We start from the raw sequence: 20,234 nt of genomic DNA on the forward strand, positions 1-20,234 counted from the left end.
TGCCTGTATATAAAGAATTAATGGTTTCTCGTTTTTGCCGGGTGTAAAAGATGAATAATCATTGGTTGGATTTGCATGACTGGTCAATGGTTTCAATAGGGTATAATATGTGCTGAAAAGTATAGAAAGCACTAACTGGAGTGATTTAGTATGAAGAATAAAATCCCGGGAGGAATTCTAGCGGCGACATTGATTTCGGTTTCTTTAGCGTCATGCGGTGATTCTTTAAAGGTCGTGGAAACAAAAACAGAAGAAACAATGGTGGCTGAGACAACAATGGTATCAGAGGAAACGGAGACTGCTCATGATACATTGGCAGAAGAGGATGAATACATAGTTAATGAGGCAGCTTCAAAGGATCCTAAGGTGGTTCTGGTTATGGCTGAAGTGAACCCTTTGAATGATACAATATGTGGAAAGATGGACAGGAAGTTTGTCGAAGCTGTTGAAGAAATATCAGGAGGCTCCATCACAATTGATCTTAAAGGATCGGGCATATTTGGCAGTGAAACAGAAGTGGTTGATGCTATGCTTGATGGACGTGGTATTGATATCTCACGTATTTCGACGTTTGTACTCACGATTTACGGAGCAAAGAAGTCAGTTCTTCTTTCACTTCCGTATACATTTGAATCTAGAGAGCACTATTGGAAATTTGTTAACAGCGATATTGGTACGGAGATTCTCAATGAGTCGGAGGAGTCAGGAATCGGTGTTAAAGGGCTCTTCTACGGTGAGGAGGGGTTCAGACATTTCTTCACAGTAAAGGACAAGCCTGTTTTATCGGTTGAAGATTTTAAAGGTTTGAAAATCAGAGTATCAAATGATCCTATCATGGTTAAGATGGTAGAGTCTCTTGGAGCAACAGCAGCAACAGTTTCCGTGACAGAACTGCATGCTTCGCTTCAGAAAAACACTATAGATGGTGCGGAACAGCCGATAGTGAATTATGCATCAAACAGATTTGATGAGGTGGCTCCAAATCTGACACTCGACAGTCATACACTAGGGGCTATAGAAGTTGTTATATCAGAAGACTCGTGGAAAAATAAACTTACAGATAATCAGAGAGCTGTTATAGAGGAGGCTTCAAAGATAGCTTCTGATTACTGTCATTCTATTGCTGCAGAGACAGAGAATGATACACTTGAGAAACTTAAGGCACGTGGCTGTAATGTTATAGATATTGGTGATATGGCTCCATGGCAGGATGCTTGTCGTGCTATAGCAGAGGATAATTCTAAGGGCAATCTTGCGGATGTATATGCAGAGATAAGGGCACTTACATAATGAAAAAGTGTTCAAAGGTTTTAATGGGGGTATTTTGTGACTTAAGATGATATAGTGGTACGGTCTTTACGGGTATGACGGAGACAGCCTCCCTTGCGTTATGCATTTCACGATGATATAATCTGAGAATTATGAGAGCGGAAGCAGATTATGTTACAGCTCAATCAAGCTACTCTTAAACATGATAATAGTAAGAAGGTATATAGATGTATCAGATAAAATTTGACCAGCCTGTTCATGTGCATTTTATAGGTATCGGTGGCATTTCAATGAGTGGTCTTGCAGAGATACTTCTCTCGAGACATTTTGTTATTTCCGGTTCTGACAGCAAGGAGTCGGAACTTACAAAGAAACTTATAAGTGAAGGGGCTATCGTTAATTATCCACAGAAGGCTGAGAATATCACAAATGATATAGATGTTGTGGTCTATACAGCTGCCATACATCCGGACAATCCGGAATTTGCTGCTGCTCAAAAGGCTGAGATACCCATGCTTACGAGAGCACAGCTTCTCGGTGAAATCATGAGAAACTATAAGCAGGCCATCAATGTTTCCGGAACACATGGAAAGACTACTACCACTTCGATGATCACTGAAATTCTTCTTGCAGCTCAGGAAGATCCTACAGTATCTGTAGGTGGTATGTTAAAGGATATAGGTGGCAATATACGTGTAGGTGGTGAGGATACTTTTGTGGTTGAGGCTTGTGAATATACAAATTCCTTTTTATCCTTTTTCCCTACCATAGAGGTTATTCTCAATGTTGAGGCCGATCATTTGGATTTCTTTAAGGATATAGACGATATACGTCATAGTTTCAGACTTTTTGCGGAGAAGCTTCCTACAGACGGACTATTGGTTATCAACAGTGATATCAAGCATTGTGAGTATTTCACTGAAGGATTAAAGTGCAGATGTGTAACCTTTGGACATGATAAGAGCGCAGACTATACTGCCAACTTTATCAGTTACGATAAGCTTGCACATCCTACATATACCTTGTTCTATAAAGGCAAAGAAGTTACGAGGGTGACTTTGGGAGTTACAGGAGAACATAATATTTATAACTCTATGGCGGCAATTGCAGTATGTCGTGAACTTGGTATAGATATGGATGCGATTCTTGAGGGGCTAAGGAAATTTACAGGAACCGACCGTCGTTTCCAAAAAAAAGGAACAGTTAACGGATTTACCATAATTGATGATTATGCTCATCATCCCCAGGAGATTGCGGCAACTATTGAGGCAGCCAAGAAGTATCCGCACAGAAAATTATGGATTGCTTTTCAGCCACATACATATAGCCGTACAGCAGCGCTTCTTGACGATTTTGCCGGAGCGCTAAGTCAGGCTGATGAGATAGTACTTGCTGATATATATGCGGCAAGAGAAAAAAATACCATCGGAATAAGTTCAGATGATCTTAGAAAACATATGCTTGAACAGAATACCAATGTGTACTACATCCCTGAGTTTGATGCAATTGAAGATTTTCTTATAAGTCATGTGAAAGAAGGAGATGTCCTTATCACCATGGGAGCCGGAAATATATATGAGGTAGGAGAAGATCTTTTGAAACTTCCGGGAGCAGTAGTGGAAGAGTGATTATTGAAAGAAACGGTGTTAGCCGTTTCTTTTTTTATTGTAATATATTCTAAATAAGAACAGTGTGAACTATTAGATATGAATAAGATGATTATCAATACGATTATAAAAACCGTTAAAAACAACAAAAATAATTTCCTAAAAGTATGCGGTATAAGCGGAAATTTATAAACCTATAAGAATAATAAAGAATTCCACATTTGATCTTTTTTGTGCAATAATGGTTAAAAATAATGAAATTTTGGGATTGGGAGTAAAAAACAAAGAAATATTGGGTGTATACGTACCACTATAAGTGTTTTGTGAAAATAAAAATAAATTCTATTCCACAGAAAGCAAAGGAAATCCACCGCCAAAATGTGGATAACCCTGATGTGTATTTTAAAAATACAATTTATTGCAGGTGTTGACATCGGATTTTGCGTATTTTGATTATTGTAATTAGGTTGTAAACAAATTAAAATAATTTTGGACTCCACTTGACATTTTAGTAGTGCACATTATCCACACCAATGTGGACAAATATGGTGGATAAAGTTGTGGACTGGGCTTATTGAAGCCCCAAATTTAGTGTGTTAATATCTATGCACCGAAGGAAGCTATGTCTGTTTGCAAGGCAGACATTGTTGCTTCATGCGTTTTTGGGGGTTTATGAGATGGGCACAAATATTGTTGATAATCTTGCGGTTCATGCTACGTGTATATCGGATGATTTCCTTGATAAGTATCTTGGAACTGCAAATGGAGACTATATAAAAGTCTATTTATATATGCTGAGACACAAAGGTGAGCGTTTTTCTGTAGGAAATGCTGCAGATTCACTCAATCTCACAGATAATGATATAGAGAGAGCTGTCAGATATTGGGAAAAACTTGGCGTATTTAAGAGTGCAGCAGGGGTGTCTGTCGATAAAGATGAGGCCGAAGAAAAACCTGCAGATACAAATGCTTCATTTGAAGCTGAGTTTACCAAAGCAGATGAAAAGATTGCGCATTTAGAGGGAACGGTTGACGATGTACAGGATGATGAAGAGTTTAAGGGTATTCTTTTTGTGGCAAAGCATATACTTCCGACTCTTCCAAGCATCAGGCAGATTGAAGTTCTTAAGTATATGTATAAAGATCTTAATATGTCGGCAGATGTTATAGAGTATCTTCTTGAGTATTGCGCAAGTATCAAGAAAACTACTTATAAGTATATGCAGGCTGTTGCTATAAATTGGCATGAGCAGGGCGTTGTGTCACTTTCACAGGCAAGAGAACTTGTTAAGTCATTTGAAGAGAAGGCTGCAAAAAAGGCTACTCCGAAGGTGTCGAAGCCTGTTGCAAAGCCAAACAGATTTATAAATTTTGAACAGAGAGAAGTGGATTACGATAGTATTGTAAATACACGTGTACTGAACAGGATGAATAATGTCACTAACTAATGCACAGTTTAATCAAATAATGCGCGTTTACGACGAGCGTCAGAGAGAAGATAACAGACAGCTTGAGGATAGACGCAGGATGGCATATCAGAAGCTTCCGGAGTTGAAAACTCTGGAAGACTTTGTGCGTTCAGAGTCGTTAAAGACTTTTCGTCTTATGCGGGAGGGACAGAAGGATAAACTGTCTGCACTAAAGTCTGTTATAGAAGAAGTTCAAAAGCGAAAAAAAGAGATTTTGATTGAGAATGGGCTTCCGGAAGATTTTCTTGAACTCAGATATTCCTGTCCCCATTGTCGAGATACCGGATTTATCAACGGAAAAAAGTGCCATTGCTTTATAGAGATGCAGATGAAGTATCTTTATCAGCAGTCCAATATAGATAAGATAGTAAAGGATCAGAATTTTGATCACTTCGATATAAACAGATATGATGGTGTGAAGCCCATACTTGCTGATGGCAGAACTAACAGAGACTATATGAAAGAGAATTATGAGTTCCTTCAGCAGTGGATCAGGGATTTTGATAAATATCACGGCAATATTATGTTTACCGGAAGTACAGGTACAGGAAAGACTTTTCTGATGAACTGCATTGCTAAGGCACTTATGGATAACTACCATTCTGTTATATATCTTACAAGTACAGATCTATTTGAAAGCTTTTCCAAAGCCATGAGAAACGATGATGAAGAGCAGCAGGAGATACAGGATGCGATATTGGATTGTGACCTTCTGGTTATAGATGATTTAGGTACAGAATTAAATAATAGCTATACAACATCAAAACTGTTTTATGTACTAAATCAACGCATGGTTTTCCATAAATCTGTGATCATTTCTACCAATCTTAGTTTAAATATGATTAGAGATTTGTACTCAGAGCGTGTTTGTTCACGTATTATTTCTGATTATTCCATCATTCCGCTGTATGGCAATGATCAAAGACTGTATTGACAGCTTACAAACGATGAAGTAATTTATCTAGTGGTCATGGGGCGGAAAAGGAGTTTGACGCCATATATGACTGTTTATAATTAAGATGTTTACAGATTACTGTTTACATGTTTTTGCAGTATTTGTTTTAGGACAGTTCTTAAGGAGGAGAAAAAGAAATGTCAGATTCCAGAACTTCAGAGTTTATTGAACGTATTCCGGTTGGACCACTTGCTCTTATGCCGCTTGATTCAATTATGCCGCTTGGACAGAGAGTGGATGAATACTTATCAAAGTGGCGTGCACAGCGTGAGAGCGAGCATAAGGAAACTATTGCATTTAACGGTTATCAGAAGGATAGCTATATCGTTAAGTCAAAAGTTTCACGTTTTGGATCAGGTGAAGCAAAGGCTAACATTTTGGAAACCGTGCGTGGAGTTGACCTTTACCTTATGGTTGATGTTATGAACTATGCTCAGACATACAGCCTTTTCGGACAGATCAACCACATGTCACCCGATGATCACTATTCAGATCTGAAGAGAGTGATTGCTGCCACAACAGGCAAGGCAAAGCGCATCAATGTTATCATGCCTTTCATGTATGAGTCTCGCCAGCATAAGCGTACTGGCCGTGAGTCTCTTGACTGTGCTATCATGCTTCAGGAACTTCATGAGATGGGTGTTGAGAACTTTATCACTTTTGATGCACATGATCCTAGAGTTATGAATGCTATCCCGAGAGACAGCTTTGATAATATCTCATGTTCATACCAGTTCATAAAAGCAATACTCAACAGTATTGATGACCTTGATATCGATAAGGATCATATGATGATCATTTCGCCTGATGAAGGTGGAATGGGCAGAGCTATCTATTATGCCAACGTTTTAGGAATAGATATGGGTATGTTCTACAAACGCCGTGACTATGCTCAGGTAGTAAACGGAAGAAATCCTATAGTTGCTCATGAGTTCCTTGGAAGTGACGTTGAAGGTAAGGATGTATTTATCATTGATGATATGATCTCCTCCGGTGAATCATTGATAGATACAGCTAAGGAATTGAAGGAGCGCAAGGCAAAGAGAGTATTTGCATGTTGTACTTTTGGCCTTTTTACATCCGGATTCAATAAGTTCGATCAGGCTTATGCAAGCGGAACTTTAAACGGAGTATATACAACAAACCTTATTTATCAGCAGCCGGAGCTTCTCACAAAGCCTTGGTACAGAAGCGTAGATATGTCCAAGTATATCGCACTCCTCATTGATAACCTTAATCATGATATGTCAATTTCTCCTATCCTTGACACATCTACAAGAATCAATCAGAAGGTCGCTGCATATAAGGAACATCGTTCAGGCGTAAATAAGCAGATGGAACTGTCTTTTGAATAAAACATATATATTAAGCCATACGAAGAGTTTAATGGATATTTGTTATGGCTTGTTAAGATAAAGGGCTGTCCCAAAAGGACAGTCCTTTATTGATTACCGGCAGGAGGATGAACTTGGAAAAGAGCAGATTTTCAAACAAAGTGTATGTATACACATTTATATTGAGCATTTTGGTTATTCTGGTTCATTCTGTGAACTTTGCGGATGATAATTCTATTCTGCTCATGATGATACAATCCTCAGATTATAATTCCATAAATCTTTCCGGACTAACCGGTGTAGAAGCGCATATAGAGAATTTTTTTTCTAATTCATTGGGGCAGTCAGCGGTACCGGGCTTTTTTATGATGTCAGGATATCTGTTTTTTCGCAATCTGAGCAAACTTGAAAGTATAGTGAGAAAATGGAAAGAGCGAATAGTCTCTCTTTTGCTTCCTTTTGTTGCATGGAATTTTTTGTACTATATTATATATTTGGTTATGGGTAAAACATCTCTTGGGCAGCAGAATATGATTGATGCGATTATACGGTACAAGTTCAATCCGGTATTTTGGTATCTATACCAGCTCATACTTCTTACTATATGTGCTCCAATGATATATATACTGCTTAAAAACAGAACGATTGCAATAGCATCGGTTATAATATATTCATATCTTGTGATAAGAGGGATAAATATTCCCTGCATAAATGAAGATGCTATTCTGTATTATTTCGCAGGGGCAGCATTGGCGAAGTGGCACCGTAATTTCTTTGAATCGTCTTCTAAAAGAAAAATGATTTTAGGACTGGCATTGCTCTTTGCTGCATGGATATCGCAGATCATAACTACCGTAGGCATGCAGAATTTTGTGATAGCGCCGGTGAATCATCATGCCATGGGGGTGTGGGCATACTGGTATGTCGGAGGAGATATTTCCGGATTTTTGGGGGCTTGTATCAGGAAATATCCTAAAGAGATTTTGGTGGGGGTGTTATCTGTAGGGGGACAGCTTTTGGTTAATGTTTTTAGACGATTGCTTCTGTGCATGGGAGTGTGGTGTATTATTTCGTCGACTAAACTAAATGCTGCAGCATTTATGAAGAATGGTTTCTTTTTGTATGCGATACACTATCCTATTGTCAGGTTTACAGGATTTATGTTAGAGTACATGAACATTGGCTATCATGGCACCGTTGAACGTGGAATAAGATTGGGGATTTATGTTTTGTTGCCGGCGATATGTGTGCTTGTGGCATATGAGGTGAGCGTTGCGCTAAAAAGCCATGTTTCTATATTATGGAAGATACTCAGTGGAGGAAGATGACAAATGTTTATAGCAGATCATTGGAAAGATTATGAAGTGATAGATACAAGTTCGGGCGATAAGCTTGAGAGGTGGGGGAAGTATGTTTTGCGTAGGCCTGATCCCCAGGTTATATGGCAGACATCTTTTAAGAATCCAAATTGGAAAAAACTGAACGGGCATTACCATCGTTCTGATAGAGGCGGTGGAGAATGGGAGTTTTTTGATTTACCGAAGCAGTGGAAAATATCATATGTACTGGGTGGAACCGGTAAAGGCAGATCAAATCTTGCGGATTATTCAAAGGAAACATATCGACCGGTTGAACCTGTTTATGCAAATCTTGCAGGTATTCCTGAAAAACAGAGGACATTAACGTTCCATCTTAAACCCTTTGCGTTTAAGCATACAGGTTTGTTTCCTGAACAGGCGGCAAATTGGGATTGGTTCTCGGACATTATAGTGGGTGAAGTTGACAGAAGAAAGAAGAACGGTATAGAAGAGCCTGTCAAGGTACTCAATTTATTTGCGTATACGGGAGGGGCCACACTAGCGGCTGCTGCTGCGGGTGCGCACGTCACACATGTTGATGCTTCGAAGGGCATGGTGCAGTGGGCTAAGGAAAATGCTGAAGCATCTGGGCTTGCTCAGGCGCCTATCAGGTGGCTGGTGGATGACTGTATGAAGTTTGTTGAAAGAGAGATACGTCGTGGAAATAAGTATGATGCAATCATTATGGATCCACCATCATATGGAAGAGGCCCCAAGGGAGAGATCTGGAAGATAGAAGATGCCGTATATCAGCTTATAAAACTTTCGTCTGAACTTCTTACTAGAGATAGTATTTTCTTCCTTATTAATTCGTATACAACCGGACTTCAGCCTGCAGTTATGAGCTATATGCTTGGGGTTCTTATAAAAGAAAAGCTCGGAGGGAATATTTATTCAGAAGAGGTTGGGCTTCCTGTAACAGAAACCGGACTAGTTCTGCCTTGCGGTTGTTCCGGTAGATGGACGAAGAACTGACATTACACACATACTCTTAAAAGCGTATATGTGTAAGATAATCGTAATTATTTCATGATGATTGTTAATGGAATAGAAATTGAAATTACCCCCTCTGAAAGCTATTATTATTACATAAAGTAAGAACTAGAATTAAAGTTAAGTCTAATAGGCTATAATTGATGATCCCGGCGGGGATGATCGGGAGGGTGTTATATATGTTAAGAGAGAAACTTGCAAAGCTTTTGCTTGTTGCAGGAGCGCTTGCAGCAATATCGGCTGTTGATGTTATGGCGGCAGGCTGGACAACCAACGCAAGCGGTGAGCAGGTATATGTTCAGGACAGTGGGAGCGTTGTGACCAACTCATGGATTAAGGCAAACAGCAATGGCCAGGTTATATGGTATTATGCAACACAGGACGGAACATTGCGCAGAGATGGTTGGCAGACGGTGAACGGGTATAAGTATTATTTCGATGGCAACGGCGTTATGCAGACTGGCTGGATTGATGATTACAAGTATTATTGTGACCCAAATTACGGAGCGGCAGCAACCGGTTGGAAGTATATAGCCATACCCGATGAAATGAGCTACTATTATTCTGATAACAGCCACTATACAACAGGTTCATATGCGTGGTTTTATTTCAATCCGGGTAATGCACAGAAGTATTATGCAGATGGCGAGAATATAGCAGTAAAGACTATTAACGGTGTTAAATACGGCTTTGACGAAAATGGTGTAATGCAGCTCGGCTGGGCTAAAGTGACGGATGCATCGCCTGAGATAGCAGGTTATATGTATTTTGCAGAGAAGACAGGAAATGGCTTCAAGGAAGGACAGCAAGTGGCCGGAACATGGTACACGGTAGTGGGTCCTATGAGCTCTTCAAGTTCGGGCACATATGATGATAGTCTTGCAACAGGAGATGTTGAATACTTTTATTTCAAAAACAACGGGTATGTGGCAGCTGGTACAAGCGGATCATATCTTGTACAGTCTATAAATTCAAAGAAGTACCTGTTTAATGAGAAAGGCAATCCGGTATACGGGATGCAGAAGGGTAGTGCAGAAGGCGAGACGGAGTCATATTACTACTATTGTGGATCTAAGAAAACAGAGTGTTCGGCCAAGACAGGAAAGTTTACTATGACCGAAGCTGATGGAGATCGTATTACTTTCTATGCACAGTCTAACGGAAGAGGATATACAGGAGTCAAGGACGGTTATCTCTATTATAATGGTAAACTCCAGTGCGCTGATTCTGATTGCAAGTATATGGTATGTAATGTGAATGGCAAGGATTATGTCATATCCACAAGCGGATCTGTTCAGAAGAGTAAAACAAGTCTCAAGGATGCTGATGGTAACAAAGTTTCTACCAATTCGGATGGAACGCTTAAAGAGAATATCAGCGGGAATTTTGAAACACTTACACCTACATCTCCTGATATAGATGAAATTGATTGATATAGATTATGAGAGTCCGGTATTATGCCGGGCTCTTTTCTCTTATATAGAACATATAATTAATATACTGTGTGTGGAACAACGTGATTAGACATATGATGATATATTTCGGACGGATAAGCATAAAGGGACATAAAGGTATTGTTTGTCGAATGGAAAATAAAAATGGGTATTGCAAAATCAAAAGTAAAATGATATAGTATGACACGCACGGCGGGGTGTTTAAACCGTTGTGCGGTGCATTAACAAAGATACGCACGGCTATGTGGAAGTGCATGTTATTTTATACATTTTTTCGAAATTAGCGCTTGAAATAAAGAAAAGGCTGTGTTATCTTATTATTCGCTGTGACATGATAGCGATGAAATGAAGATTGCTTACATGGACGAAAGCCAAGATCCGTACAGATATTATCCGAAAGGATCCAGTGAACCGGATGGTTCCGCCTGAGAACTGATACGGCAACCAAGTATAAGTCATGTAAGAGAACTTCATGGAGCGAATGTCTAGTTTAGAAACTGACGGCAGGTCACTGTACTACAATTTAATCCATTACACAGCAAATGGATTTTGATGCAGACACAACACTCATCTCACGTGTGTTGGTATGCAGTTAATGTACAGTCACCGACTTATCGTCAAATTACCGATAGGAGGCGACTTTTTTTATGGCAAGTCAAGTAATGAGAATCACACTCAAGGCTTACGACCACACACTTGTGGACGAATCAGCCGCAAAGATTGTGGAGAACTGCAAAAAGACAGGTTCACAGGTTTCCGGACCAGTACCTCTTCCAACAAAGAAGGAAGTTGTTACAATCCTTCGTGCTGTACATAAGTACAAGGATTCTCGTGAGCAGTTCGAGCAGAGAACTCACAAGAGACTTATCGACGTTATCAGTCCTAATCAGAAGACAATGGATGCTCTTCAGAGACTCGAGATGCCAGCAGGCGTATACGTTGATATCAAGATGAAGAACAAGTAATGATTCTAGAATGAGTCTGAGTCATCGGACTCCGCTGTAGAAAGGAGAAACAATGAAGAAAGCTATTTTAGCGACAAAAGTAGGAATGACACAGATCTGGGATGCAGATGGCGTGCTTATTCCAGTAACTGTACTTCAGGCTGGCCCATGTGTAGTTACACAGGTTAAGACAGTTGAGAATGACGGTTACGCAGCAATCCAGGTTGGTTTCCAGGATAAGAGAGAGAAGCTTGTTAACAAGCCACAGAAGGGTCAGTTCGATAAGGCTGGCGTTCCTTGCAAGAGATTTGTTAAGGAGCTTAGACTCGAGGATGCTGAGAACTACAATGTTAAGGATGAGATTAAGGCAGACATCTTCGCTGAGGGTGACAAGGTAGACGTTACCGCTATTTCAAAGGGTAAGGGATTCGAGTCAGCTATCAGAAAGTATGGTCAGCACAGAGGACCTATGGGTCACGGTTCCAAGTTCCACCGTCATCAGGGTTCTAACGGTACATCAGCTACACCTTCAAGAGTACTTCCTGGTAAGGGAATGCCTTCTCACATGGGTGCAGTTAAGGTAACAACTCAGAACCTTACAATCGTTAAGGTTGATGTTGAGAATAACCTGCTTCTTATCAAGGGAGCTGTACCGGGACCTAAGAAGGCTCTTATTACTGTTAAAGAAGCAGTAAAGGCCTGAGACGAAAGAAAGGAGGAACATATAGATGGCTAACGTATCAGTATTTGATATGCAGGGTAAGGAAGTTGGCAAGATGGATCTCAATGATTCCGTTTTCGGAGTTGAGGTTAACGAGCACCTTCTTCACCTCGCAGTTGTTGCTCAGCTTGCTAATAAGCGTCAGGGCACTCAGAAAGCATTAACTCGTTCTGAAGTTTCAGGAGGCGGAAGAAAGCCTTGGAGACAGAAGGGAACAGGACATGCAAGACAGGGCTCAATCAGAGCACCGCAGTGGAAGGGCGGCGGAGTAGTATTCGCACCAACTCCACGTGATTATACAACAACAATGAACAAGAAGGAGAAGAGAGCAGCTCTTAAGTCTGCACTTTCCAATGCCGTTCTTGAGAACAAGCTTATCGTTGTCGACGATATCAAGTTTGATGAGATAAAGACAAAGAACTTCAAGGCAATGCTCGATGCTCTTAAGGTAAACAAGGCATTCGTTCTTCTTGATTCAGCAGATAAGAACACAGTACTTTCAGCAAGAAACATCGTTGATGTAAAGACAGCTGGCGTTAATGAACTTAATGTTTATGACGTTCTTAAGTACCAGACAGTAGTTGCTACAAAGGCAGCTGTTGAGAAGATTCAGGAGGTATACGCATAATGGCAGACATTAAGTATTATGACGTTATTCTTCGTCCGGTTATCACTGAGAAGTCAATGGGCGAGATGGCATCCAAGAAGTATACATTCCTTGTAAATCCTGAAGCAACAAAGTCTCAGGTTAAAGAAGCCGTTGAGAAGATGTTCGAGGGAACAAAGGTAAAGGCTGTGAACACAATGAACCAGCAGGGAAAGACCAAGAGAAGAGGTCTTCACTTTGGTAAGACAGCCAAGACAAAGAAGGCTATCGTTACTCTTACAGAAGAGTCAAAGGAAATTGAGATTTTCAAGAGCCTTTAATTCTTAAAGACGACGATACATAAAAAGTCACGTGAAAAATTCTCTATTATACGTGACAACTTAAAAGGAGAAATAAAGTCATGGGTATTAAGACATATAAACCTTATACACCTTCGAGAAGAAACATGACCGGCTCTGACTTTTCTGAGATTACAAAGAAGACTCCTGAGAAGTCACTTCTTTCAACAGTAAAGGAGAACGCTGGTAGAAACAATCAGGGTAAAATTACTGTTCGTCACCAGGGTGGCGGAAACAGACAGAAATATAGAATCATCGATTTCAAGAGAAATACAAAGGATGGAATTCCTGCAACTGTAATTGGAATCGAGTATGATCCTAACAGAACAGCCAATATCGCTCTCATTGCTTATGCTGATGGTGCAAAGGCATACATTCTTGCTCCTAACGGTCTTACAGACGGCATGAAGGTAATGAGTGGTCCTGAGGCAGAGGCAAGAGTAGGTAACTGTCTTCCTCTTTCAAAGATTCCTGTAGGTACAAACGTACATGCTATCGAGCTCCTTCCTGGTAAGGGCGCACGTATGGTTCGTTCGGCAGGAAACGCAGCTCAGCTTATGGCTAAGGAAGGTAAGTATGCAACACTTCGTCTTCCTTCAGGTGAGATGAGAATGGTTCCTATCGAGTGCCGTGCAACAATCGGCGTTGTAGGTAACGGTGATCACAACCTTATCAACATTGGTAAGGCTGGTAGAAAGAGACACATGGGATGGCGTCCAACAGTTCGTGGTTCTGTTATGAACCCTAACGATCACCCACACGGCGGTGGAGAAGGAAGAGCACCTATCGGTAGATCAGGACCTTGCACTCCTTGGGGTAAGCCAGCACTTGGCCTTAAGACACGTAACAAGAAGAAGGCTTCAAACAAGCTTATTATCAGAAGACGTGATGGTAGAGCCATCAAATAATTGAGGAGGAGAGAAAAATATGGCACGTTCAATTAAAAAAGGACCATTCATCGATGCTTCACTTAAGAAGGCTGTAGATGCAATGAACGCTTCCGGAAGCAAGACTGTTATCAAGACTTGGTCTCGCCGTTCCACAATCTTCCCATCTTTTGTTGGTCACACGATTGCGGTTCACGATGGAAGAAAGCACGTTCCTGTATATGTTACAGAGGACATGGTTGGCCACAAGCTTGGTGAGTTCGTAGTAACAAGAACTTTCCACGGCCACAGCGGTAACGAGAAGAGAGCTTAATACTCGCGCATATTTGAAAGGAGGACATTTAAAAAATGTCAAAAGGTCATAGATCTCAGATTAAGAGAGAGAGAAATGCAAATACTGTAAAGAGACCTTCAGCTACTCTTTCATATGCAAGAGTATCAGTTCAGAAGGCATGCTTCGTTCTTGATGCTATCAGAGGCAAGAATCTTGACGAGGCACTCGGTATTGTTTCATACAACCCTAGATATGCTTCTACATTAGTAAAGAAGCTTCTTGAGTCTGCTGCTGCAAACGCAGAGAACAACAACAACATGAACAGAGACAATCTTTATGTTGCTGAGTGCTATGCAGGTGCTGCTCCTACAATGAAGAGAATTCATCCAAGAGCACAGGGCAGAGCTTATAGAATTTTGAAGAGAAACTCACATATTACTGTAGTTTTAGACGAGAGAAAGTAAAAGGAGGCATATAAATGGGACAGAAAGTCAATCCGCACGGCATTAGAGTCGGCGTTATTAAAGATTGGGATTCCAAGTGGTATGCTGACAAGAAGAACTTTGGCGATACACTTGTTGAGGACTACAATATTAGAAAATTCCTGAAGAAGAGACTTTATTCTGCAGGCGTTTCAAAGATCGAGATCGAGAGAGCTGCTAACGATAAGCTTCGTGTAGTAATCTTTACAGCAAAGCCTGGTTTTGTAATCGGTAAGGGCGGCGCAGAGATCGAGAAGGTAAGAAAAGAAGTTCAGAAGTTTACTTCTAAGAACGTTAATATCGATATTAAGGAAATCAAGAGACCGGATCGTGATGCTCAGCTTGTTGCAGAGAATATCGCACTGTCACTTGAGAACCGTGTATCTTTCAGAAGAGCAATGAAGCAGGCAATGCAGAGAACAATGAAGTCTGGCGTTCTTGGTATCAAGGCATCAGTTTCAGGACGTCTTGGCGGTGCAGATATTGCTAGACGTGAGTTCTATTCTGAGGGTACTATTCCTCTTCAGACTTTAAGAGCAGACATTGATTACGGCTTCGCAGAGGCTGATACAACATATGGTAAGCTCGGCGTTAAGGTCTGGGTATACAAGGGAGAGGTTCTTCCTGCCAAGAAAAACAAGGAAGGGAGCGATAAGTAATTATGTTAATGCCAAAGAGAACGAAGTATCGTAAGCAGATTCGTGGAAACATGAAGGGCAAAGCAACCAGAGGAAACAAGATTTCTTATGGTGAGTTTGGTATTGTCGCAACTGAGCCTTGCTGGATTAGATCAAACCAGATTGAGGCAGCCAGAGTAGCTCTTACAAGATACATTAAGCGTGGCGGTCAGGTTTGGATTAAGATCTTCCCTGATAAGCCAATTACAGCTAAGCCACTTGGAGTCAGAATGGGATCCGGAAAGGGCGCTGTAGAATATTGGGTAGCAGTTGTTAAGCCAGGTAGAGTAATGTTCGAGATTGCTGGAGTACCTGAGGAGATCGCAAGAGAGGCACTTAGACTTGCATCACACAAGCTTCCTTGCAATTGCAAGATCGTTTCCAAGGCCGATCTGGAAGGCGGTGATAACTAATGAAGAAGAAAACCTACTTAGATGAGTTAAAGGCAAAGTCAACAGAGCAGCTTAATGCTGACCTTGTTTCAGCCAAGAAGGAACTCTTTAACCTGAGATTCCAGAACGCAACAAATCAGCTTGATAATACAGCTAGAATAACAGAGGTTCGTAAGAACATCGCGCGTATTCAGACAGTTATCACAGAGAAAGCTAAAGCGTGAGAAAGGAGAGCACAACAATGGAGAGAAATCTTAGAAAGACACGTACCGGTAAGGTCGTTAGTGCAAAGATGGACAAGACCATCGTTATCGCTATCGAAGATCACGTTAAGCATCCGGTAATCGGTAAGATCGTTAAGAGAACAGTTAAGATCTATGCTCATGACGAGAACAACGAGGCTGGTGTAGGCGATACTGTTAAGGTTATGGCTACAAGACCGCTGTCAAAGACCAAGAGATGGAGACTGACAGAGATCATTGAGAAGGCTAAATAATTAAGAGGCAAGGAAGGAGCATTATATGATTCAGCAGGAAACAAGACTTAGAGTTGCTGATAACACAGGTGCAAAAGAGCTTCTTTGCATCCGCGTTATGGGTGGCTCAACCAGAAGATATGCTGCAGTCGGAGATACAATCGTGGCATCTGTTAAGGATGCAATCCCTGGCGGACAGGTAAAGAAGGGCGATGTTGTAAAGGCTGTTGTAGTTAGAACAGTAGACGATATTCGTCGTAAAGATGGTAGCTACATCAAGTTCGATGAGAATGCAGCTGTTATTCTCAAGGATGATGGAACACCAAAGGGAACTCGTATTTTTGGACCGGTAGCAAGAGAGCTTCGTGATCATGGTTACATGAAGATCGTTTCACTCGCTCCGGAAGTACTGTAAGGAGGTTACCAGATGCGTAGAATTAAGAAAGACGATATGGTACAGATCATTGCCGGTAAGGACAATGGCAAGCAGGGCAAGGTACTTTCTTTTGACCCGGCAACCAATAAAGTAGTCGTTGAAGGCTGCAATATGGTAACCAAGCACCAGAAGCCATCTCAGACTAACCCTCAGGGTGGCATCCTTCATAAGGAAGCAGCAATTGATGCTTCTAATGTTATGCTCGTAGTTGATGGACAGCCTACACGTGTTGGCTTTGAGATCAGAGACGGCAAGAAGGTTAGAGTTGCAAAGAAAACTGGTAAGGTTATCGACTAAGAGAAAGGAGGAATTTTAAAATGGCTAGATTAAAGGATCTTTACAATAGCGAGATTAAGGATGCTATGGTTAAGAAGTTCGGTTACAAGAATGTAAACGAGATTCCTAAGCTTGATAAGATCGTTATCAACATGGGAGTAGGAGAAGCTAAGGAAAATTCCAAGGTTCTCGACAGCGCAGTTCGTGATCTTGAGATTATCACAGGACAGCACGCTGTAACAACTAAGGCAAAGAAGTCAGTGGCAAACTTCAAGATCAGAGAGGGCCAGGCTATCGGCTGTAAGGTTACTCTTCGTGGAGAAAAGATGTATGAGTTTGCTGACAGACTTATCAATCTTGCGCTTCCTCGAGTAAGAGACTTCAGAGGCGTAAATCCTAATGCATTTGATGGCAGAGGAAACTATGCACTTGGACTCAAGGAGCAGCTCATTTTCCCTGAGATCGAGTTCGATAAGGTTGACAAGGTTAGAGGTATGGATGTTATCTTCGTAACAACAGCTAAGACTGACGAAGAGGCAAGAGAACTTCTCAGACTTTTCAACATGCCGTTCGCAAAGTAATCGGAGGGAAATATGGCTAAGTTATCAATGAAGTTAAAGCAGCAGAAAGCACCTAAGTTCTCTACAAGAGCTTACACAAGATGCAAGATCTGCGGAAGACCACACAGTGTACTCAAGAAGTATGGCATTTGCCGTATCTGCTTCCGCGAGTTAGCTTATAAGGGTGAGATTCCAGGAGTTAAGAAGGCTTCTTGGTAAGTCCTTAACTTCAATTAAGAGCCGATGGCAATGTTTTGGATTTAATCCAAAATGTTGTCAAAGGTGATAATTTCTGGATTGTATTCAAATAAATACAAAAATATTTATAAAAGATACGCCAGACCGGGTTGAAAGCCGGAATAAAATGGTTATAATGTAAATGTTGCGCCACAGGAAGTGCAGTAGTTGATGCTGCACCATTCAACTAAGCACAGATTCATGATTGAGTCGGTGGACTGGTTGAGTGAGAACAACCTGGAGACGTGGCATTTGCTTTGTCCGAAAATAATTCGGATTTGTAACAAATTTATTTTTACACTATTTGAGAAAGGATATCCGTAAAAATGAGTATGAGTGATCCAATCGCAGATATGCTTACAAGAATTCGTAACGCAAATACTGCAAAGCATGACACAGTGACCATCCCATCATCAAAGATGAAAGTAGCTATAGCTGACATCCTTGTTAATGAGGGTTACATCGCAAAGTATGAGCTTGTTGATGGCGGAAAGTTCAAGGACATCAAAGTAACACTTAAGTATGGTGCAACTAAGAACGAGAAGATCATCAGCGGCATCCGTAAGATTTCTAAGCCAGGTCTTCGTGTATATGCCGGCAAGGAGAACATGCCTTCTGTACTTGGCGGTCTTGGTATCGCTATTGTTTCAACTAATCAGGGTGTAATGACTGATCGTGAAGCAAGAGCAAAGGGCGTTGGCGGAGAAGTTCTTGCATTCGTTTGGTAATTGATCATTACTTTGCGAAACGGACTCGATTCCAAAATTGTAACTGTTAATTCTGAAAACTGTTGAAAAACAGAGAATTTAAGAGAGGAGACATAGTATGTCACGTATCGGAAAATTACCGGTAGTCATCCCAGCAGGCGTTACTGTTGAGATCAAGGACAACAACCTCGTAACTGTTAAGGGACCTAAGGGAACTCTTGAAAAGACTTTTGCATCAGAGCTTACTCTTGAGCAGAAGGACGGAGAAGTTGTTGTTACAAGACCTAATGATAATAAGAAAGAGAAGTCCCTTCACGGACTTACAAGAGCACTTCTCCAGAACATGGTAGATGGTGTTTCAAACGGATTTGAGAAGAAGCTTGAGATCAATGGTGTTGGTTACAGAGCTGCAAAGCAGGGTAAGACACTTACACTTACACTTGGCTACTCACATCCTGTAACAATGGAAGATCCTGAGGGCGTTGAGACTGTTCTTGAGGGTTCTAACACAATCTTCGTTAAGGGTATTGACAAGGAGAAAGTTGGTCAGTACGCAGCTGAGATCCGCAGCAAGAGAGGACCGGAGCCATATAAGGGCAAGGGTATCAAGTATGCTGATGAGACTATCAGACGTAAGGTTGGTAAGACAGGTAAGAAGTAATTAGGAGGAAAGTGAAATGGTAAGTAAGAGAAATAAAGCTGAACTTCGCCAGAAGAAGCACGTAAGACTTAGAAACCGTTTATCTGGTACTCCAGAGAGACCACGTCTTTCAGTGTTTAGATCTGACAAGCATATGTATGCACAGATTATCGATGATGTGGCAGGCAATACACTTTGTGCTGCTTCTACACTTGATAAGGATGCAAAGTTAGAGATCACAAACAACATCGAGGCTGCTCAGTACGTTGGTAAGGCCATTGCTGAGAAGGCTATGGCTAAGGGAATTAAGGCTGTTGTATTTGACAGAGGTGGTTTCCTTTATCACGGTAAGGTTCAGGCTCTTGCAGATGCTGCTAGAGAAGCTGGCCTTGAATTCTAATCGAGAGGAGAAACAAGCAAGATGAAGCGTGAAAGAATTGATGTAAATCAGTTAGAATTAAACGACAATGTCGTAGCCATCAAGCGTGTTGCGAAGACCGTAAAGGGTGGTCGTACCATGAGATTCTCTGCTCTCGTAGTAGTTGGTGATGGCAATGGTCATGTAGGTTGTGGTATTGGTAAAGCAGTTGAGGTTCCTGAGGCTATCCGTAAGGCACGTGAGGCTGCTTGCAAGGCTATCGTAACTGTTCCTGTAACAGACGAGAAGTCAGTGCCACATGATTATGTTGGTAAGTTCGGAAGTTCAACAGTTCTTCTTAAGAAGGCACCTGAAGGAACTGGTATAATTGCTGGTGGTCCTGCTCGTTCCGTTCTTGAGCTTGCTGGTATCAGAAACATTCGTACAAAGTCTTTAGGTTCAAATAATAAGACAAACGTAGTACTCGCTACAATTGAGGGTCTTACAGCAATGAAGACTCCAGAGGAGTTTGCTGCACTTCGTGGCAAGACTGTAGCTGAGATTACAGGTTAATTAGGGAGGGTAAAGCAATGGCAGATAAGTTAAAGATTACACTTGTAAAGTCTCCAATCGGTGCTATCCCTAAGCAGAGAGCAACCGTTCAGGCTCTTGGTCTCAAGAAGATTCGTCAGACTGTTGAGCTTCAGGACAATGGCGCTACAAGAGGTATGATTCAGAGAGTTAACCATCTTGTAAAAGTTGAAGAAATCTAAGGAGGCATACA

28 protein-coding genes are annotated in these 20,234 nt (G+C 41.1%); all 28 read left to right on the plus strand.

The window, feature by feature from the left end:
- Positions 1 to 150 precede the first annotated feature (150 nt).
- Positions 151 to 1,290, plus strand: coding sequence for a TRAP transporter substrate-binding protein (locus BM294_RS06280; protein ID WP_091205830.1), 1,140 nt, complete (start codon positions 151 to 153; stop codon positions 1,288 to 1,290).
- A 206-nt stretch (positions 1,291 to 1,496) separates the two neighbouring features.
- Complete coding sequence (gene murC, locus BM294_RS06285) at positions 1,497 to 2,897, plus strand: UDP-N-acetylmuramate--L-alanine ligase (protein ID WP_091205831.1); 1,401 nt, start codon at positions 1,497 to 1,499, stop codon at positions 2,895 to 2,897.
- Positions 2,898 to 3,553: 656 nt separating this feature from the next.
- On the plus strand, positions 3,554 to 4,324 hold the full coding sequence (locus BM294_RS06290) for a DnaD domain-containing protein (protein ID WP_175494564.1): 771 nt from the start codon (positions 3,554 to 3,556) through the stop codon (positions 4,322 to 4,324).
- Complete coding sequence (locus tag BM294_RS06295; RefSeq protein WP_091205835.1) at positions 4,311 to 5,279, plus strand: ATP-binding protein; 969 nt, start codon at positions 4,311 to 4,313, stop codon at positions 5,277 to 5,279. Before BM294_RS06290 ends, BM294_RS06295 begins: the two co-directional genes overlap by 14 nt.
- A gap of 158 nt (positions 5,280 to 5,437) precedes the next feature.
- The gene (locus tag BM294_RS06300; RefSeq protein WP_091205837.1) at positions 5,438 to 6,655 is read left to right on the plus strand and encodes a ribose-phosphate pyrophosphokinase; all 1,218 of its coding nucleotides are present in this window, start codon (positions 5,438 to 5,440) and stop codon (positions 6,653 to 6,655) included.
- A 113-nt stretch (positions 6,656 to 6,768) separates the two neighbouring features.
- Positions 6,769 to 7,962, plus strand: coding sequence for an acyltransferase family protein (locus BM294_RS06305; RefSeq protein WP_175494566.1), 1,194 nt, complete (start codon positions 6,769 to 6,771; stop codon positions 7,960 to 7,962).
- A gap of 3 nt (positions 7,963 to 7,965) precedes the next feature.
- On the plus strand, positions 7,966 to 8,967 hold the full coding sequence (locus tag BM294_RS06310; RefSeq protein ID WP_091205840.1) for a class I SAM-dependent methyltransferase: 1,002 nt from the start codon (positions 7,966 to 7,968) through the stop codon (positions 8,965 to 8,967).
- A gap of 197 nt (positions 8,968 to 9,164) precedes the next feature.
- Entirely contained in the window at positions 9,165 to 10,418 is a 1,254-nt protein-coding gene (locus tag BM294_RS06315) for a PspC-like choline-binding domain-containing protein (RefSeq protein ID WP_091205842.1), read from the plus strand.
- A 668-nt stretch (positions 10,419 to 11,086) separates the two neighbouring features.
- Complete coding sequence (gene rpsJ / locus BM294_RS06320) at positions 11,087 to 11,404, plus strand: 30S ribosomal protein S10 (protein ID WP_029199705.1); 318 nt, start codon at positions 11,087 to 11,089, stop codon at positions 11,402 to 11,404.
- Between the two features lie 52 nt (positions 11,405 to 11,456).
- Entirely contained in the window at positions 11,457 to 12,086 is a 630-nt protein-coding gene (rplC, locus tag BM294_RS06325) for a 50S ribosomal protein L3 (RefSeq protein ID WP_036607906.1), read from the plus strand.
- Between the two features lie 25 nt (positions 12,087 to 12,111).
- A complete protein-coding gene (rplD, locus tag BM294_RS06330) occupies positions 12,112 to 12,732 on the plus strand; it encodes a 50S ribosomal protein L4 (protein WP_091205844.1) in 621 nt (206 codons plus the stop codon).
- Positions 12,732 to 13,031 carry a 50S ribosomal protein L23 gene (gene rplW / locus BM294_RS06335; protein ID WP_091205846.1) on the plus strand — a complete coding sequence of 100 codons (300 nt, stop codon included), beginning with the start codon at positions 12,732 to 12,734 and terminating at the stop codon, positions 13,029 to 13,031. The genes rplD and rplW overlap by 1 nt, the downstream gene beginning before the upstream one ends.
- 80 nt (positions 13,032 to 13,111) lie before the next feature.
- On the plus strand, positions 13,112 to 13,957 hold the full coding sequence (rplB, locus tag BM294_RS06340; protein WP_091205847.1) for a 50S ribosomal protein L2: 846 nt from the start codon (positions 13,112 to 13,114) through the stop codon (positions 13,955 to 13,957).
- 19 nt (positions 13,958 to 13,976) lie between these two features.
- Entirely contained in the window at positions 13,977 to 14,249 is a 273-nt protein-coding gene (gene rpsS, locus BM294_RS06345; RefSeq protein WP_091205849.1) for a 30S ribosomal protein S19, read from the plus strand.
- Between the two features lie 35 nt (positions 14,250 to 14,284).
- Positions 14,285 to 14,674 (plus strand): 50S ribosomal protein L22, encoded by a 390-nt coding sequence (gene rplV, locus BM294_RS06350; protein ID WP_036607917.1) that lies wholly within the window; start codon positions 14,285 to 14,287, stop codon positions 14,672 to 14,674.
- Positions 14,675 to 14,688: 14 nt separating this feature from the next.
- Positions 14,689 to 15,351: a 30S ribosomal protein S3 gene (rpsC, locus tag BM294_RS06355; RefSeq protein ID WP_091205851.1), complete on the plus strand. Its 663-nt coding sequence runs from the start codon at positions 14,689 to 14,691 to the stop codon at positions 15,349 to 15,351.
- Between the two features lie 2 nt (positions 15,352 to 15,353).
- Complete coding sequence (gene rplP, locus BM294_RS06360) at positions 15,354 to 15,782, plus strand: 50S ribosomal protein L16 (protein ID WP_036607922.1); 429 nt, start codon at positions 15,354 to 15,356, stop codon at positions 15,780 to 15,782.
- Complete coding sequence (rpmC, locus tag BM294_RS06365) at positions 15,782 to 15,985, plus strand: 50S ribosomal protein L29 (RefSeq protein ID WP_029199696.1); 204 nt, start codon at positions 15,782 to 15,784, stop codon at positions 15,983 to 15,985. The genes rplP and rpmC overlap by 1 nt, the downstream gene beginning before the upstream one ends.
- Positions 15,986 to 16,002: 17 nt before the next feature.
- Entirely contained in the window at positions 16,003 to 16,257 is a 255-nt protein-coding gene (gene rpsQ / locus BM294_RS06370; protein ID WP_029199695.1) for a 30S ribosomal protein S17, read from the plus strand.
- Between the two features lie 25 nt (positions 16,258 to 16,282).
- Positions 16,283 to 16,651 carry a 50S ribosomal protein L14 gene (gene rplN, locus BM294_RS06375; protein ID WP_044996662.1) on the plus strand — a complete coding sequence of 123 codons (369 nt, stop codon included), beginning with the start codon at positions 16,283 to 16,285 and terminating at the stop codon, positions 16,649 to 16,651.
- 12 nt (positions 16,652 to 16,663) lie between these two features.
- Positions 16,664 to 16,969 (plus strand): 50S ribosomal protein L24, encoded by a 306-nt coding sequence (gene rplX / locus BM294_RS06380; protein ID WP_091205852.1) that lies wholly within the window; start codon positions 16,664 to 16,666, stop codon positions 16,967 to 16,969.
- A 20-nt stretch (positions 16,970 to 16,989) separates the two neighbouring features.
- Positions 16,990 to 17,529 (plus strand): 50S ribosomal protein L5, encoded by a 540-nt coding sequence (gene rplE, locus BM294_RS06385; protein ID WP_036607932.1) that lies wholly within the window; start codon positions 16,990 to 16,992, stop codon positions 17,527 to 17,529.
- Positions 17,530 to 17,541: 12 nt separating this feature from the next.
- A complete protein-coding gene (locus BM294_RS06390; protein ID WP_029199691.1) occupies positions 17,542 to 17,727 on the plus strand; it encodes a type Z 30S ribosomal protein S14 in 186 nt (61 codons plus the stop codon).
- Between the two features lie 344 nt (positions 17,728 to 18,071).
- A complete protein-coding gene (rpsH, locus tag BM294_RS06395; RefSeq protein WP_036607934.1) occupies positions 18,072 to 18,473 on the plus strand; it encodes a 30S ribosomal protein S8 in 402 nt (133 codons plus the stop codon).
- A gap of 97 nt (positions 18,474 to 18,570) precedes the next feature.
- Complete coding sequence (rplF, locus tag BM294_RS06400; protein ID WP_091205854.1) at positions 18,571 to 19,113, plus strand: 50S ribosomal protein L6; 543 nt, start codon at positions 18,571 to 18,573, stop codon at positions 19,111 to 19,113.
- A gap of 16 nt (positions 19,114 to 19,129) precedes the next feature.
- On the plus strand, positions 19,130 to 19,492 hold the full coding sequence (gene rplR / locus BM294_RS06405) for a 50S ribosomal protein L18 (protein ID WP_091205855.1): 363 nt from the start codon (positions 19,130 to 19,132) through the stop codon (positions 19,490 to 19,492).
- A gap of 21 nt (positions 19,493 to 19,513) precedes the next feature.
- Positions 19,514 to 20,023: a 30S ribosomal protein S5 gene (rpsE, locus tag BM294_RS06410; protein WP_091205857.1), complete on the plus strand. Its 510-nt coding sequence runs from the start codon at positions 19,514 to 19,516 to the stop codon at positions 20,021 to 20,023.
- Positions 20,024 to 20,040: 17 nt separating this feature from the next.
- Positions 20,041 to 20,223, plus strand: coding sequence for a 50S ribosomal protein L30 (rpmD, locus tag BM294_RS06415; protein WP_091205858.1), 183 nt, complete (start codon positions 20,041 to 20,043; stop codon positions 20,221 to 20,223).
- Positions 20,224 to 20,234: the final 11 nt, after the last annotated feature.

Source organism: Oribacterium sp. WCC10, from assembly GCF_900113415.1.
Taxonomy (GTDB): Bacteria; Bacillota; Clostridia; order Lachnospirales; family Lachnospiraceae; genus Oribacterium.